At 37.6% G+C, this 14,260-nt stretch carries 11 protein-coding genes and 1 pseudogene; 4 read left to right on the top strand and 8 right to left on the bottom strand.

What is annotated here, in order from left to right:
* Window positions 1-327 precede the first annotated feature (327 nt).
* Window positions 328-1,641 (bottom strand): APC family permease, encoded by a 1,314-nt coding sequence (locus DVW83_RS13140; protein ID WP_137239468.1) that lies wholly within the window; start codon window positions 1,639-1,641, stop codon window positions 328-330.
* 171 nt (window positions 1,642-1,812) lie between these two features.
* Between DVW83_RS13140 and DVW83_RS13135 the strand changes: the two genes are divergently transcribed.
* Window positions 1,813-2,397 (top strand): hypothetical protein, encoded by a 585-nt coding sequence (locus DVW83_RS13135; protein WP_104661843.1) that lies wholly within the window; start codon window positions 1,813-1,815, stop codon window positions 2,395-2,397.
* A 620-nt stretch (window positions 2,398-3,017) separates the two neighbouring features.
* Here DVW83_RS13135 and metG read toward each other — a convergent pair.
* Window positions 3,018-5,027 (bottom strand): methionine--tRNA ligase, encoded by a 2,010-nt coding sequence (gene metG, locus DVW83_RS13130; protein ID WP_104661844.1) that lies wholly within the window; start codon window positions 5,025-5,027, stop codon window positions 3,018-3,020.
* Between the two features lie 462 nt (window positions 5,028-5,489).
* Between metG and DVW83_RS13125 the strand changes: the two genes are divergently transcribed.
* Window positions 5,490-5,768, top strand: a complete 279-nt coding sequence (locus tag DVW83_RS13125) for a hypothetical protein (protein ID WP_104661857.1) — start codon at window positions 5,490-5,492, stop codon at window positions 5,766-5,768.
* A 101-nt stretch (window positions 5,769-5,869) separates the two neighbouring features.
* Window positions 5,870-6,691 carry an NUDIX domain-containing protein gene (locus tag DVW83_RS13120; protein WP_005880234.1) on the top strand — a complete coding sequence of 274 codons (822 nt, stop codon included), beginning with the start codon at window positions 5,870-5,872 and terminating at the stop codon, window positions 6,689-6,691.
* Window positions 6,692-6,846: 155 nt separating this feature from the next.
* Here DVW83_RS13120 and DVW83_RS13115 read toward each other — a convergent pair.
* The 5 genes and pseudogenes from DVW83_RS13115 to opp3b all read right to left on the bottom strand — a co-directional run bounded on the left by DVW83_RS13115 (window position 6,847) and on the right by opp3b (window position 11,866).
* A pseudogene (locus DVW83_RS13115) lies at window positions 6,847-7,854 on the bottom strand (RNA-guided endonuclease TnpB family protein).
* 13 nt (window positions 7,855-7,867) lie between these two features.
* Window positions 7,868-8,821: an ABC transporter ATP-binding protein gene (locus DVW83_RS13110; protein ID WP_104661846.1), complete on the bottom strand. Its 954-nt coding sequence runs from the start codon at window positions 8,819-8,821 to the stop codon at window positions 7,868-7,870.
* Entirely contained in the window at window positions 8,796-9,875 is a 1,080-nt protein-coding gene (locus DVW83_RS13105; protein ID WP_104661847.1) for an ABC transporter ATP-binding protein, read from the bottom strand. Before DVW83_RS13105 ends, DVW83_RS13110 begins: the two co-directional genes overlap by 26 nt.
* A gap of 5 nt (window positions 9,876-9,880) precedes the next feature.
* Window positions 9,881-10,924: an oligopeptide ABC transporter permease gene (gene opp3C / locus DVW83_RS13100; protein WP_104661848.1), complete on the bottom strand. Its 1,044-nt coding sequence runs from the start codon at window positions 10,922-10,924 to the stop codon at window positions 9,881-9,883.
* Window positions 10,925-11,866: an oligopeptide ABC transporter permease gene (opp3b, locus tag DVW83_RS13095; protein ID WP_104661849.1), complete on the bottom strand. Its 942-nt coding sequence runs from the start codon at window positions 11,864-11,866 to the stop codon at window positions 10,925-10,927.
* Between the two features lie 82 nt (window positions 11,867-11,948).
* Here opp3b and DVW83_RS13090 point away from each other — a divergent pair, with 82 nt between their 5' ends.
* A complete protein-coding gene (locus DVW83_RS13090) occupies window positions 11,949-12,296 on the top strand; it encodes a DUF3899 domain-containing protein (RefSeq protein ID WP_104661850.1) in 348 nt (115 codons plus the stop codon).
* An 85-nt stretch (window positions 12,297-12,381) separates the two neighbouring features.
* Here the strand turns inward: DVW83_RS13090 and DVW83_RS13085 are convergent, their stop codons facing one another.
* Window positions 12,382-14,049 carry a peptide ABC transporter substrate-binding protein gene (locus DVW83_RS13085; RefSeq protein WP_104661851.1) on the bottom strand — a complete coding sequence of 556 codons (1,668 nt, stop codon included), beginning with the start codon at window positions 14,047-14,049 and terminating at the stop codon, window positions 12,382-12,384.
* Window positions 14,050-14,260: the final 211 nt, after the last annotated feature.

The following is a 14,260-nucleotide window of genomic DNA, read 5'->3' as shown; positions in this document are numbered from 1 at the left end:
GAAAATATATTAAGTTTGATCAATGAGAGACCGGTAAAACATTGTATAGTATTTTACACAGGATTATGGACTTGACTAAAAACATGAAGGACAAATCTAAAAATTAGTGTTCTACAAACTCTCGAATAAACGGCGTCCAAAAATCAGGTTTTTCGGAAATTTCAAAAAAAAAACGAGCAATACAAAAAGCGTATTGTTCGTTTTTTTCTCCAATTTCTCAAACCTAAACGACTTTTGTCTCGACATCACTAACGACAAACGGTGGAAACAAAAAGCAACTCCTTCTTTTTTTGGAGCTGAAAACTCCTATTCTAGTCTTTTATTCAGCTATATGTGTTTGTTTTTATAAAAATAAACCGGTATTCCTAATAAAGTCACGACAATCCCAATCATCGCAAGCCCTGTCTGAGTGAATAACGTCATGCTCAAAATAAAGACAGCTCCCACGATCGCAATCAAAGGAACAACAGGATATAAAGGAACTTTATAAGGTCGAGGCAAATCAGGTTGTTTCTTCCTTAAAACAAATACTCCAACAAAAATAAGTAGGCTAAACAACCACATCACAAATATCAACATATCTGTTAATAAGTCAAATGAACCCACTGTCATCATGATACAAGCAATCACTAACTGAAAGATAGCTGATGTATAAGGTACTGTAAATTTCTTTGAAAGTTTTGTCAGCTGGTTGCTGAAAGGTAGCTCATTTTCTAATGCCATCGCATAAGGAATGCGTATCCCTGTAAGCGTATAGCCATTCAATGCACCATAAACAGAAATCAAGATACCAATTGTCACGATTTTCCCGCCAATTTGACCAAAAATAACACCAGAAGCATCTGAAGCAGCATTGAGATTCCCTGCAATTTGATCAATAGGCAGTGTTTTTAGGAACACATAGTTGATCAATAGATAAACGACTGTGACAAAACTCAAGCCCAAAATAATTGCTTTCGGTAGGTCCTTTTCTGGATGCTTCATCTCACCAGCCATTGCGCCGACACCTAGCCAACCATCATAAGCAAACAATGTTGCCAATAACGCACTACTCAATCCTTGCGCAAATGAAACATCTTTTCCTGCTTCAATCGGTAATAATTGCACAGTGCCATTGCCAGGAGTAAGCAAACCCCAAATCACGATAACTGCAAGTGGGATCAACTTGATCACTAAGGTAGCAGATTGCACAGTCGTTCCTACTTTGGTACCAAGCAAATTCAGAGCTGTGATCGAAATTGCTGTGATAATAGCAATAACTAGTAAATAATTCGTGGATAATTGTAATAAATTGATCAATTGTGTAGCAAAGATGATGGACAGTGCAGCAATATTTGCTGGAAAATAAATCAAGCTTTGTGACCATCCAAGTAAGAAACTAGGCAATTTTCCATAGGATGCTTCGATATATTTTACAGCACCACCAGTTTCAGGAATCGCGGTAGCAAGTTCTGCTACGGTCAACCCCGCACAGATCGTCAAAAATCCACCTAGTAACCATACCAATAACGTCAAACTAGTAGACTGTGTACTTGCGGTCACTGCTGCAGTTTTAAAGAAAACTCCTGCGCCGATAACCGTCCCCATTACAGTCGCTAATGCACCGAATAAATTAATCTCACGTTTCAACTTACCTTTCATTCGCATCCCCTTTTTCGATTAGATTTTAGTATAACCTCCAGTATAACGGAGAATATTTCACTTTACCATTACTTTTCAGAAATTTTTACTGTAAATATCCCTCTTTGGGCGGAGGTATCCTAGCAAAATGTTCGTTATACTAATGAGTACGATACTAAAGGAGGAGAATTCATGGATTTTAGACGTTCCTATCCAAAAATAGCCGATTTTTTAGAAAAAAAAGAGCCAATTACTAGAAAAAATCAACTGCATTCTCGCTGGCATTGGCTTACCTTGATCCTATTCGGACTATTGACTGTTGCTACTTTTACCCAACAAATCTTTTTACTACTTGCTTCTATAGTGGTCGTTGCTTTACTAAAAGGACCAGGAATGATCTTTTTAGGCACGATCTATGCTTTTTTGGTAGGCTTATTCCCACCAATCGGCATCGTTTTGTCCGCTATTTTTTTCTTACTGAATCTGGGGACATTAGCCAAAAACTGGCGACTCTCATTAACAGGATTCTTTTTTTATGGCTATCCGATTGCTGCGATGTTTCTAAGAGTTTGGAGAAATTGGGACAATATTTGGTTTCTCACTGGGAGCTTAGCCATTGGCTTGCTTGTGCTCCACCTTCTCCTGACAAAAATTTACCAACGTTATGGAATCGGTAGAACGATTTTTTGGTATCTTTTCTCGCTACCCTTTGTTTTTCTGACGGCCCTTTTGCCGAAACGTTTAAAAAGAAGAATCAAGCTTCTACCCAAATCATGATCGATCACTATTCTTAAGTCAGAGATACGAAAAATAGGAAAAATTATTTTGCATATCTTTGACTTATTTTTTATACTTTTTCAGCAATTCAATAATTAAAATGGGCTGCTTTATTCATTTAGAACAGGAATAACAGGTTTTAGGATAATCCATCCATTCAGGATAACAACTTTATTAATCTATAAAAAGAACGGATACTTAAAGACCGTATTGTTAAGTTACTGCTCTCAGAACAATCGCTCATCTCTCTGATAGGAAAGAAGAAAGATTTTGGAAAATAACACACCCTTTTTTCAACGATCTAGATCGACTTTCATGAAACATCTTAGAATTTCTATCAACGTACTATTCACCATAAATTGGTTCCAAAGAAATAAGTGGATGAAAAAATTCAGAAACAACAAAAAAGAGACTGAGACAACACGTGTCTCAGTCTCTTCTAGTCTCTCTAAAAACGGATAAACGGTGAGACAAACGTCGCATCTTCGGAAAATAAGCCGAAATTCACCAAAAATTTGAGAAACAATTTTCGAAAAATCCCTTCTTATTTCTTGATGTGAAACACTTTTGTCTCAACCTCCTTTCCAGCATCGAATCATTTGTACTGGACTTTTTCTTTATTAAGCAATTTCCGAGCCATTTGGCATTGATTTAGGCGCTTCGACTACTTGTAAAGAGCCGTCTGGTGCTTCCGCTGAAAGAATCATTCCTTGGCTGATTTGGCCACGCATTTTACGTGGTTTCAAATTCGCTACAATCACTAATTTTTTCCCTATCAATTCATTTGGATCAGGATAAAATTCTGCGATACCAGATAAAATTTGTCGATCTTGACTATCGCCTGCGTCTAAACGGAATTGCAATAGTTTATCTGCACCTTCAACTTTTTGACAGTTGATCACTTCTGCTACTTTCAATTCTACTTTTTCAAAAACATCAAATTTAATTTGTTTTTCTTTCGTAGAAACTAGTTCAGTTTCTTCAGGATCCCACTTCACTGTATCTTCATTTGTCTGAGTGCCTTCAGACATTTTTCCTTTGATATAGCTGACTTCTTCTTCCATATCTAAACGTGGGAAGATCGGTGTTCCTTTTGAGACCACTTTTGTACCAGAAGGAAATTCACCGAAGTGTAGTCCTTCAAGATTCATCATTTCAGGATCCAATCCTAATTGAGTAAAGATTTTTCTTGGTGTTTCTGTCATGATCGGTTGTAACAGAATCGCTGTGATACGTAGAGATTCTGCCAAATGGATCATCACACTATCCAATTCTTTTTTCTTTTCTTCATCTTTGGCTAATACCCATGGTTCTGTTTCATCGATATATTTATTTGCACGAGAAATCAACACCCAAATCTCAGCCAAAGCGGTATTGAATTCCATTTTTTCCATTGCATCATGGTAACGTCCAACGACATTCGCAGCAGTTGTAGATAATTCACTATCAAATGGCGTCACCAAAGAAGCATAATCAGGTACGACCCCATCACAATATTTATTGATCATCGCAATCGTACGATTTAAGAGATTCCCCAAGTCATTGGCTAAGTCATAATTGACGCGCGATACAAAGTCTTCTGGTGTGAATACGCCATCAGAACCAAATGGTACTTCACGTAACAAGTAATAACGTAATGCATCCAAGCCATAACGCTCAACCAACATTTCTGGGTAAACGACATTGCCTTTTGATTTAGACATCTTACCGTCTTTCATCAATAACCAGCCATGTCCAAAGACTTTTTTAGGTAATGGCAAGTCTAAGGCCATCAACATGATTGGCCAATAGATCGTATGGAAACGTACGATTTCTTTTCCGACCATATGAACATCTGCTGGCCAGTATTTTTGGAACAAGCTATCATCGTCTGAACCATAGCCTAGCGCCGTGATATAATTGACTAGAGCATCGATCCATACATAGACCACATGTTTGGGATTGTTTCTCACTGGAACACCCCAAGTGAAAGTTGTTCTTGAAACTGCAAGGTCTTCTAGACCTGGTTTGATGAAGTTGTTGATCATTTCGTTTTTACGAGATTCCGGTTGAATAAATTCCGGATGTTCTTCATAATACTGAAGCAAACGATCTGCGTATTTACTCATACGGAAGAAATAAGATTCTTCTTTGACTAGTTCTACTTCATGACCACTTGGTGCTTTACCACCGATCACGTTGCCTTCTTCATCTCGATAGACTTCTGCTAATTGCGTTTCTGTAAAGAATTCTTCATCGGAGACAGAATACCATCCTTGATACTCACCAAGATAGATATCTCCTTTTTCTAGTAGACGATCAAATACTTTTTGGACTGCTGCTACGTGATAATCATCTGTTGTACGAATAAATTTATCGTAGCTGATATCAAGTGTCTTCCATAATTTCTTGACATCTGCAGCCATCTTATCCACATATTCTTGTGGTTCCACACCTAATTCTGCTGCTTTTTTTTCTATTTTTTGACCGTGTTCATCCACCCCAGTTAGATAAAACACATCAAAGCCCATCAATCGCTTATAGCGGGCAACTGCATCACAGGCAATTGTAGTATAAGAATTCCCAATATGAAGTTTCCCACTTGGATAATAGATTGGCGTAGTAATATAAAAAGTTTCCTTTTCTGCCATGGGGCTCTTCCTCCTTTATCGCATGATGCGAATTCGTTTCCTTGCTAGTATACCATAAAACAAATAGACTGTTACCATTTTTTCGTTAGCTCGCAACAAATGAAACCCATCTACCGATTTTTTTCATTTGAAAACATGCTATAATAAAAAAGGTTTGGAAAGACCCCTTTTTCTATTTAATAAATCGTACCTTTACTGAATTTTTTGAAAACATTCGATCATGCGTATCGATTTGAAGTACGGGGTTCTAATATTAATCTCTTAGCATGAACACTTAGGAATAACAGCGATCATTGCATGCCCTGACTAGTTGGTTCGCATCCATACTTTTTACGATCGAACATCAAGGGCGTTCTTTACTTATACCATGTTTTCTCGTAAAAATCCCTACACCTTTTACACTATTTACTACCATTCATATCATTTAGATAAACTATTTGACCAAGAGAGGTTGGAATCATGATGAAAAAAAAGCATCTTTATTTCACTATCAGTATCGCAATTCTTTCACTTGTGCATTTATTGTTCAGCTATTTTTATGTACGCATGTATGGCTATTTTAATCTCCACGGAAATTTGAATAGTTTCGTGTTGGTTTCTCAAATACTCCGTTTTGTCTTGGATGCCTATATCATTGTTTGTAGTTTTTTTGCTATCCGAGAAGAAAAACAAAAAATATTGCCTTTTTACTTACTGTTCTTTCTATTTAATTTGATTCTGCCATTTTTATTCCATGTGTAACTAAACAGCTATTTTTCCATAGGAAATCTTTGGTTTTCTGATAGAGTCTGCTACAATGAAGTAAAAAGGACCCTGCAATCGAGCTAGAAGGAGGACATATAATGAAACAGTTTGCTTCTAAAGAAGAAGAAAAACAATATTATGAACATGAAGCAAGTGAAGCTGATTTTCTTGCTTGGTATCAAAAGCAAGAACGGCCAGAGTATGATAAGCCTTCTTTGACTGTCGATATTGTCTTAATGTGCTATAACAAAGAAGAAGATCAACTAAAAATCTTGCTCATTCAAAGAAAAGGACATCCTTATCGCAACTCATGGGCACTACCTGGTGGATTCGTACAAAAAAATGAGTCTACAGGAGAAAGTGTACTACGAGAAACCAAAGAAGAAACTGGCGTAGTGATCTCCCAAGAAAACATCGAACAACTCCATACGTTCAGTACACCTAATCGCGATCCGCGTGGCTGGGTCGTAACTGTTAGTTATTTAGCATTTATTGGAGAAGAGCCTTTGATTGCTGGAGATGATGCAGAGGAAGTCCAATGGTTCACATTGGAACGTCAAGGAAACAAGATCCATCTAGCCAGTGATGATGTCGCTATTTCTTTGGATTTACTGACCGGTGAGTCCTCTGGTAAAGACACTTTGGCATTTGACCATAGCGAAATCATCCTCAAAGCCTTTAATCGTGTGGTAAATAAAATGGAGCACGAACCCCAAGTACTCCAAGTTTTAGGAAAAGATTTTACGATTACTGAAGCGAGAAAAGTTTTTGCAAAATTCTTAGGCATCGATTTCAAAATGATCGACCATTCTAATTTTAAAAAAGCAATGCTTCAATATTTCGATGAGATCGGTGAACGCCCTGTTGGTATTGGCCGCCCATCCAAAATCTACCAGCTAAAGCCAGGGAATGACGAATAAAACAAAAAGCAGAAAGAACAAAAGACTCACTTTTGTTCTTTCTGCTTTTTGTTTTATCATAATTAGTGAGCTTTTCTTTAAAGAAAATTCCTAGAAACAAAAACAAGTTATGTTTTTTATTAGCAAGGCGATCCCTGGCACCCCTACCAGTTCGATTATTCAAAAATCACTTGTTTACCGATTTTTTCTAACTCCATACTTTTTTTGTCAGGTGGTTCATTCAATTGCTGGTTCACATTGATAAAAAGCAATGTTTTATTGTACCACTGCGCTTTATATCGCAATTTTTTAATCAATTTATACCAATCTTGCAACTGAAAATCGGCTGAAGAAAGTTCAGATGGAAAAGCTTCAACAAATAAGTAATCATAATTGCGGATCAAATTACCAGATACTCTTTCCAAGTAATCTTCTTTTTGTAATTTTTGTTTCTGATAAAGATCCATTACTTTTCTCTTTTGTTTCTGATAATTTCTAGCATTTTCCAAACGAGCTTTTCTTTTTTGAGCTGCTTTACTTTTAATCACCAGTTTTCTCTTGGCAACTTTCATCTTATCTCTCGTTTGCCTGAACAATGACATTTGTACTTCAACTGGTGATGAAGTTTCCACCAATTTCTTTGGATCATACGCTACTCCTAGCCATCGATTAGTAGTTGGTACTCCCGCTATTTGTACTTCACAAAGTAAAGAAACATAGAAACTTTCATTATACCGTGCTGAAATCGTCGCTGACCGTATAACACCTTCGACTGGACGATGTAATCTCACTTGGATCAGCTCTTTTTGTTTCGGCAGTTTCAAGTACTTATCTTCCAAATAAATCGTTCCTTTTTGATTATTTGTTGTATAAGACTGCCACATACTTTTTTTGTTCTTCAGTTTAGGGAAACTAGCACGCCCCTTGAAATAATTGCGAAAAGCGCGATCTAAATTTAATTGGGCATTTGCTAATGCTAAGCTATCTGCTGATTTTAAAAATACGTATTTTTTTTTTTATGTTGCAGGTGTCATCGAATAATCGATGGCATCTGTTCTCGCATAACTTTCCTGTCGTGCTTTTAACAAATGGTTATACGTAAAACGCACACAACCAAAATTTTGGATGAACCATTCTTTTTGTGAAGCAGTCGGGTAAATTCGGAATTTAAAGGCTTTTAACATAAGCACTTACCTCCTAATTGGTGACAAGTAAGGCTTCCTTTTGCCGTTTTAATTTTTTTGAATAATAAGGTACTTCTTGTTCCGTAGCATAGACAAAATGTTCAGGAGCAATCTCTCTTAATGCTCGCACTTGTCCATCATCTGGCTCCGATTGATATTTGATTCGTTTGCGTTGTCTTTCATGATCAGGATCTGGTAATGGAATGGCAGATAGCAGACTTTCTGTATAAGGATGCACACCATGGTTATAGATTTCATCACTAGTTCCCATTTCCAATAAACGTCCATTGTGCATCACGCCGATCCGATCGCTGATATGTTTTACCATAGACAAATCATGGGCGATGAACAAATAAGTTAATTGGTGCTGTTTTTGCAGATCTTGTAAAAGATTGACTACTTGCGCCTGGATCGAAACGTCTAATGCTGAGATAGGTTCATCACAAATAATGAAGCGTGGTTCGATTGCCAAAGCTCGTGCAATCCCGATCCGCTGACGTTGACCACCTGAAAATTCATGTGGGTAACGGGTACCATGTGTAGGGTTCAGTCCGACGGTTTTTAACAATTCATCTACTTTTTTTGAACGTTCTTCTGGTGTTTTAGCTAAACCATTGACATCGATTCCTTCTGCAATGATATCTCGAACTTTCATTCGTGGATTCAAAGAAGCATATGGATCTTGGAAAATCATTTGGACTTCATGACGAAACAGGCTCATTTCTTTTTTGCCCTTGATTTTCGTGACATCTTTCCCGTCAAATAAAACTTCGCCACCTGTTGGTTCATTCAAGCGAATGATCGTGCGACCCGTTGTAGATTTACCGCTCCCAGATTCCCCTACTAATCCAAAGGTTTCTCCTTCATAGATATGAAAACTGATATCGTTTACTGCATGCACTTCATTTTTCTTGCCAATGTTGAAGTACTGTTTTAATCCTTTAACTTCGAGCAGTTTCTTTTGCATCAATCATTCCCCCTTGGCTTACTTGTTTTTTCTCTTTGAAAATAGCCCAGCGTCGTTTGATTTCTTCAGGTGGATTCACCTTAGGCGCTTGAGGAGCTAACAGCCAAGTCGCTGCTTTGTGCGTTTTTGATAATTCAAAAAATGGTGGTTCTTGTTCTGCATCGATTTTTAATGCATATTCATTCCGAGGATAGAAAGCATCCCCTTTTGGTGGATTCAATAAATCCGGTGGTGAACCTGGAATAGCATATAAGCGATCATTTGTACTATCCAAAGTTGGCATAGAACCCAATAACCCCCATGTATAAGGATGTTGAGGATTATAAAAAATTTCTTCTGAGGTACCTACTTCGATGATCTTCCCACCATACATCACTGCTACACGGTCAGCGACATTTGCTACGACACCTAGATCGTGGGTGATGAAAATGATCGATGTATCTATTTTTGTTTGGATCTCTTTTAGAAGTTCGATGATCTGTGCTTGGATCGTTACATCTAGTGCAGTAGTTGGTTCGTCAGCAATCAGGATCTGTGGATAACAAATCAAAGCGATAGCAATAACGATCCGTTGACGTTGACCACCAGAGAATTGATGCGGATAGCTATTGATCCGTCTTTCTGCTTCAGGAATCCCAACTAATTTTAGTAAGTCTAATGCAGCTTTTTTACCATCTTTCTTCGAGACCTTGTTATGCTTACGTAAAGATTCAGCAACTTGTTTGCCAATCGTCATCGTAGGATCAAGAGAAGTCATTGGATCTTGGAAAATCATCGCAATTTCTTTCCCACGAATCTTTTGCATTTCTTTTTCTGTTTTGCCAACGATATTTTCACCTTTGAATAAGATTTCTCCAGAGTCGATATTTGCGTTGCTTGATAATAATCGCATGATACTTCTAGTCGTGACTGACTTTCCACTTCCGGATTCGCCTACGATCGCCAATGTTTCGCCTTTATTTAAATGAAAATTGACGCCACGGATTGCTTGGACTTTTCCAGCATACGTATCAAATGAGATTTCTAAATTTTTTACTTCTAGAATTTTCGTCATATTACTCACTCTTTCATTTTAGGATCAAAGGCATCACGTAAGCCATCAGCTAGTAAGTTAAAGGCAATCATGATAACCGATAAGGTTGCCGCAGGAATCCATAGCAGATATGGTAGATACAAGAATGTCTTGTAGCCATCGCTAAGCATTGTTCCTAAAGAGGCAGATGGTGGTGTTAACCCTAATCCGATGAAACTTAAGAAAGCTTCAAAGAAAATAGCGGATGGAATACTGAACATCATTTGGATGATGATCACACTTGAGATATTAGGTAAGATATGTTTAAAAGCAATTTTCAATTTAGACTCGCCTAATGTCATTCCAGCTAGTACATATTCTTGGTCTTTTAATTTCATTGTTTGCGCACGAACGATCCGTGCCATCGGAATCCAGTTAGTGATTGCCATTGCTGCTACTATGGAGAAAATCCCTGGTTCAAACACCACGAGCATCAAAATCATCACAACTAAATTAGGAATACCTGAAAGGATTTCTAAGAAACGTTGCATTGCATTGTCCACGCGGCCACCTAATAGTCCTGAGATTAAACCATAAGCCACTCCAATAGTCACATCTAAAATTGCTGCAATAAATGCAATCAATAAAGAAATACGTGTGCCCATGAATAAACGGCTCAATACATCACGACCTAAACCGTCTGTCCCTAAGAAGAAATTCGTATTTGTCGGAACATTGGCTTGTGCATATTTATCAACTAATTCGCCACCTACCATGGCTTTTCCGTTCAACCCATTGATATCGATCCCTGGGATACGCGGAGGCAAGTTGATATATTCCACATTTTGTGCAGTTGGATCATGGGGTGAAACAAAAATCGTTACGATCGATATCAAGATGATGATCGCTAATAAGATCATTGAAACGACTGCCGCTTTATTTTTTTTCAAACGACGCCAAGAATCTTGAATGAAGTTCAATGAAGGTGTGGTGATTTGCTCACGTTCTTCTTCAGTATTTTTTTGTAACGGTAGAAACTCATCTGCAGGAATGTCAGCAATTGTTTCATACTTTTTGGGTATCATTTCCATTTAGCTTCGACTCCCTTCAGAAACTCGGATTCTTGGATCAACTAAACCATAAAGTAAGTCAACTACCAGAATAACGAAAATCAACATAAATGAATAAAGAATAGTTACTGCCATGATCGTTGGATAATCATTCGTCGTGATCGATTTTACAAATTGTTCCCCAATCCCTGGAATCGCAAAGATGTTTTCTACTACTAGCGATCCAGTCATCAATCCAACAGCTAATGGTCCTAAGAGTGTCATCAAAGGAATCAGACTGTTACGAAGTCCATGTTTGAAAGCAATCTCCCAACGACTCAATCCTTTTGCTCGTGCTAATTCCACATAATCACTATGCAACACTTCAACCATCTCAGTTCGGATGAATCGAGCAGAATCCGCTAACGGCGACATAGCTAATGCAATGGTTGGTAAAATCGTATAAGCGAAACCATCCCATTTCGCAATCGGTAATACATGTAATTTAATTGCACAAATATATTGAAGTAATACTGCAAAAACAAAGTTAGGAATTGAACGACCTAAAATCGCGACTAATGTTGCAGAAGTATCTGCCCACGTATTTTGCTTCATTGCGGAAATCGTACCCAGGATCGTACCAATCACTGTTCCGAAGATAATTGCCTGTAGTCCTAATTGTAGAGAAGGTCCAACACGTCCAACTAACAAATGTGAAACTGGTTGGTTTTTAAATTGGAATGAGATCCCAAAATTGCCATGTAATAAATTGGAAAGGTAAATTCCATATTGGACAATAACTGGTTTATCCAGACCTACCTGTTTATTCAGCATTGCGACGGTTTCAGGACTTAAACGTTCTTGGTTTGTGTATGGTGTACCTGGTAATAATTGCATTAGAAAGAAAGTAATCGTTGCAATCAACCAAAGCGTGATGACCATAAAAAAGACACGTTTCAATACATATTTTATATAACTATTCACTACTATTTCCCCCTAGCTTTTGACTTCTGACAAATGTTTCGCTACATTATTAATAATGAACCAAAGATAAAGGAGCAAATGAATGAAGAAAAAATATTTCCCCTATACACTTGCCGGCGTATTGATTATTCTGATCATTATAAAGAATAGCCTGAACCATCAAGTAACACTTATTCAATTATCGAATGATTTATTTTTATGTGCGTTGCCGTTTTTGATTATCGGCGGATTTTTATGGGTTTTTTCCTCGGGTTTCTTTGATCATTTTCAGCGATCCATCTATTTAGCCCGAACAAGAAACCGCAAGAAAAAACCAGAATTTTCTTCACTCTCGTCTGCCAGCTATGGTATGTATACCTTTTGGCTGATCATTGCCGGAATCTTGCTTGCTCTTTCTATCGTATTGCTAATTCTTACATTGGTGCTTTAAGTATCTAATAATCATTAGTTAAGGAGACGGAGATTGGGACACATGTCTCAATCTCCGATTCGCCTATTTTTTCAAAAACAATCGATTATTCTTCTACAGACGTCCATTTATAATCCCATGAAGCGCCAGCAGCATGGTGAACGATACCTTTGATTTTTTCGTTGACTAAGTGCCCTTCTGCTTTTTGATAGACAGGCACAACACCCATATCATCAGCAGTGATAATCTTATTTGCTTCTTGGAAATCATCCCAACGAGCTTGTTCATCTCCTGCATCACGTGAAGCTGCGGCTTTCACTACATCGTCATATTCTTTGTTGCTCCATTGTCCGCGGTTATAAGAGTTTCCAGTTGTAAATAAGTCAGTAAAACTACTTGGATCAGCATAGTCTGCACCCCAACCACCTAGAACAGTATCGAAATCACCTGTTCCTGAGCGATCGATCCGAACAGAGAACGGTACAGGCGTTGGTTTTACTTTCACTCCTTCTAGATTTTCTTGGATCGAGTTTTGGATATACTCAATCACTTTTTTCGTTGCATCGTCATCAGAAGCCATCAATTCAAATTCTAGAGAATCCACGCCAAGTTCTTTCTTCGCTTTTTCCCAGTATTCTTTTGCTTTTTCTTTGTCATAAGTAACTAAATCGCCTGCTTCTTTGGCAAAGTCTTCATTTGAATCTGGACTTTTTGACATATCTGCTGGAATCAATCCAGTTGAAGCCACCGAACCATCACCTAATACTTGTTTCACTAGTGCCTCTCTGTTAATCGAATAAGAAATAGCTTTTCGCAAGTTTGCATTTTTGAATGGAGATTTTGCATCACGTTGATTGAATTCGATATAACTTGTACGAGCTTCTTTTACAGATGTGTATGAAGGATCATTTGCATTTTGTTGTGCTAACTCACCTGAAAGAATAACGTCATCTGCTTGTCCATCTTTAAATAGATTCAAGGCTGTTGAAGATTCTTTTACAACACTTACTTTGATTTCAGACAATTTCACAGTGTCTTTATCCCAGTAATCATCATTTTTTTTGTAAGTCCATTCAGTATCTGTTCCTGGTCCATCAAAATCTGCTAAAATAAAGGGACCATTATAGACAGCTTTGTCACTTGTTGTTGCATAAGAATCCCCATTTTTTTCCACTACTGATTGTTTTTGTGGGAAGAATGATGGGAATGCAAGTAAATACTGGAAGTAAGGTGTTTGTTTCGTTAATGTGATTTCTAATTCATAATCACCAGTAGCTTTGATCCCCAACTCTGATTTGTCTTTTTTGCCAGCCGTGATATCTTCAGCATTTACCACTGGCGCAAATAGATAAGCATATTCAGAAGCAGTTGCTGGATCTACCGTACGTTGCCAACCATAAACATAATCTGCTGCAGTTACTGGATCACCATTTGACCATTTTGCATCTTCACGTAATTTGATTTTATAAGTTAAACCATCTTCGCTGACGTCTGCTAATTCACTCGCACCAGCAGGCTGAGGTTTACTATCTTTGTCTAAGCGATAAATCCCTTCATATACATTGTTCAATGCGGTAAAACTAATCGTGTCTGTTGCTAAGGATAAATCAGCAGTCGGCATTTCTTGAGGTACGACTAAATTAAAAACGCCGCCTCCACTAGCTGATCCTCCACTAGCTGAATCACTACTTTTTGTATCTGTGCCCCCGCCATAACATCCGGCTAATACTAGACCACATAAGGCAACAACGCTAAATGTCCATTTCTTTTTCATTTTTCGTACCCCTTTATCGAAATTTTCAGAATAATTAGTATTTTCTGAGTTGTTTAAGATTTTAATGAATAATTATTAAAAAAGCAATACTTTTTTCTCTTTTTTCAAAAAATAATGAATTTTTCGTGAATTTTAGTCAAGTCCATAATCCTGTGTAAAATACTATACAATGTTTTACCGGTCTCTCATTGATCAAACTTAATATATTTTC

This window comes from Enterococcus sp. VV15, assembly GCF_005236045.1.
GTDB classification, from domain to species: domain Bacteria; phylum Bacillota; class Bacilli; order Lactobacillales; family Enterococcaceae; genus Enterococcus_B; species Enterococcus_B durans.
This window is presented reverse-complemented; position numbering and strand designations above follow the sequence as displayed.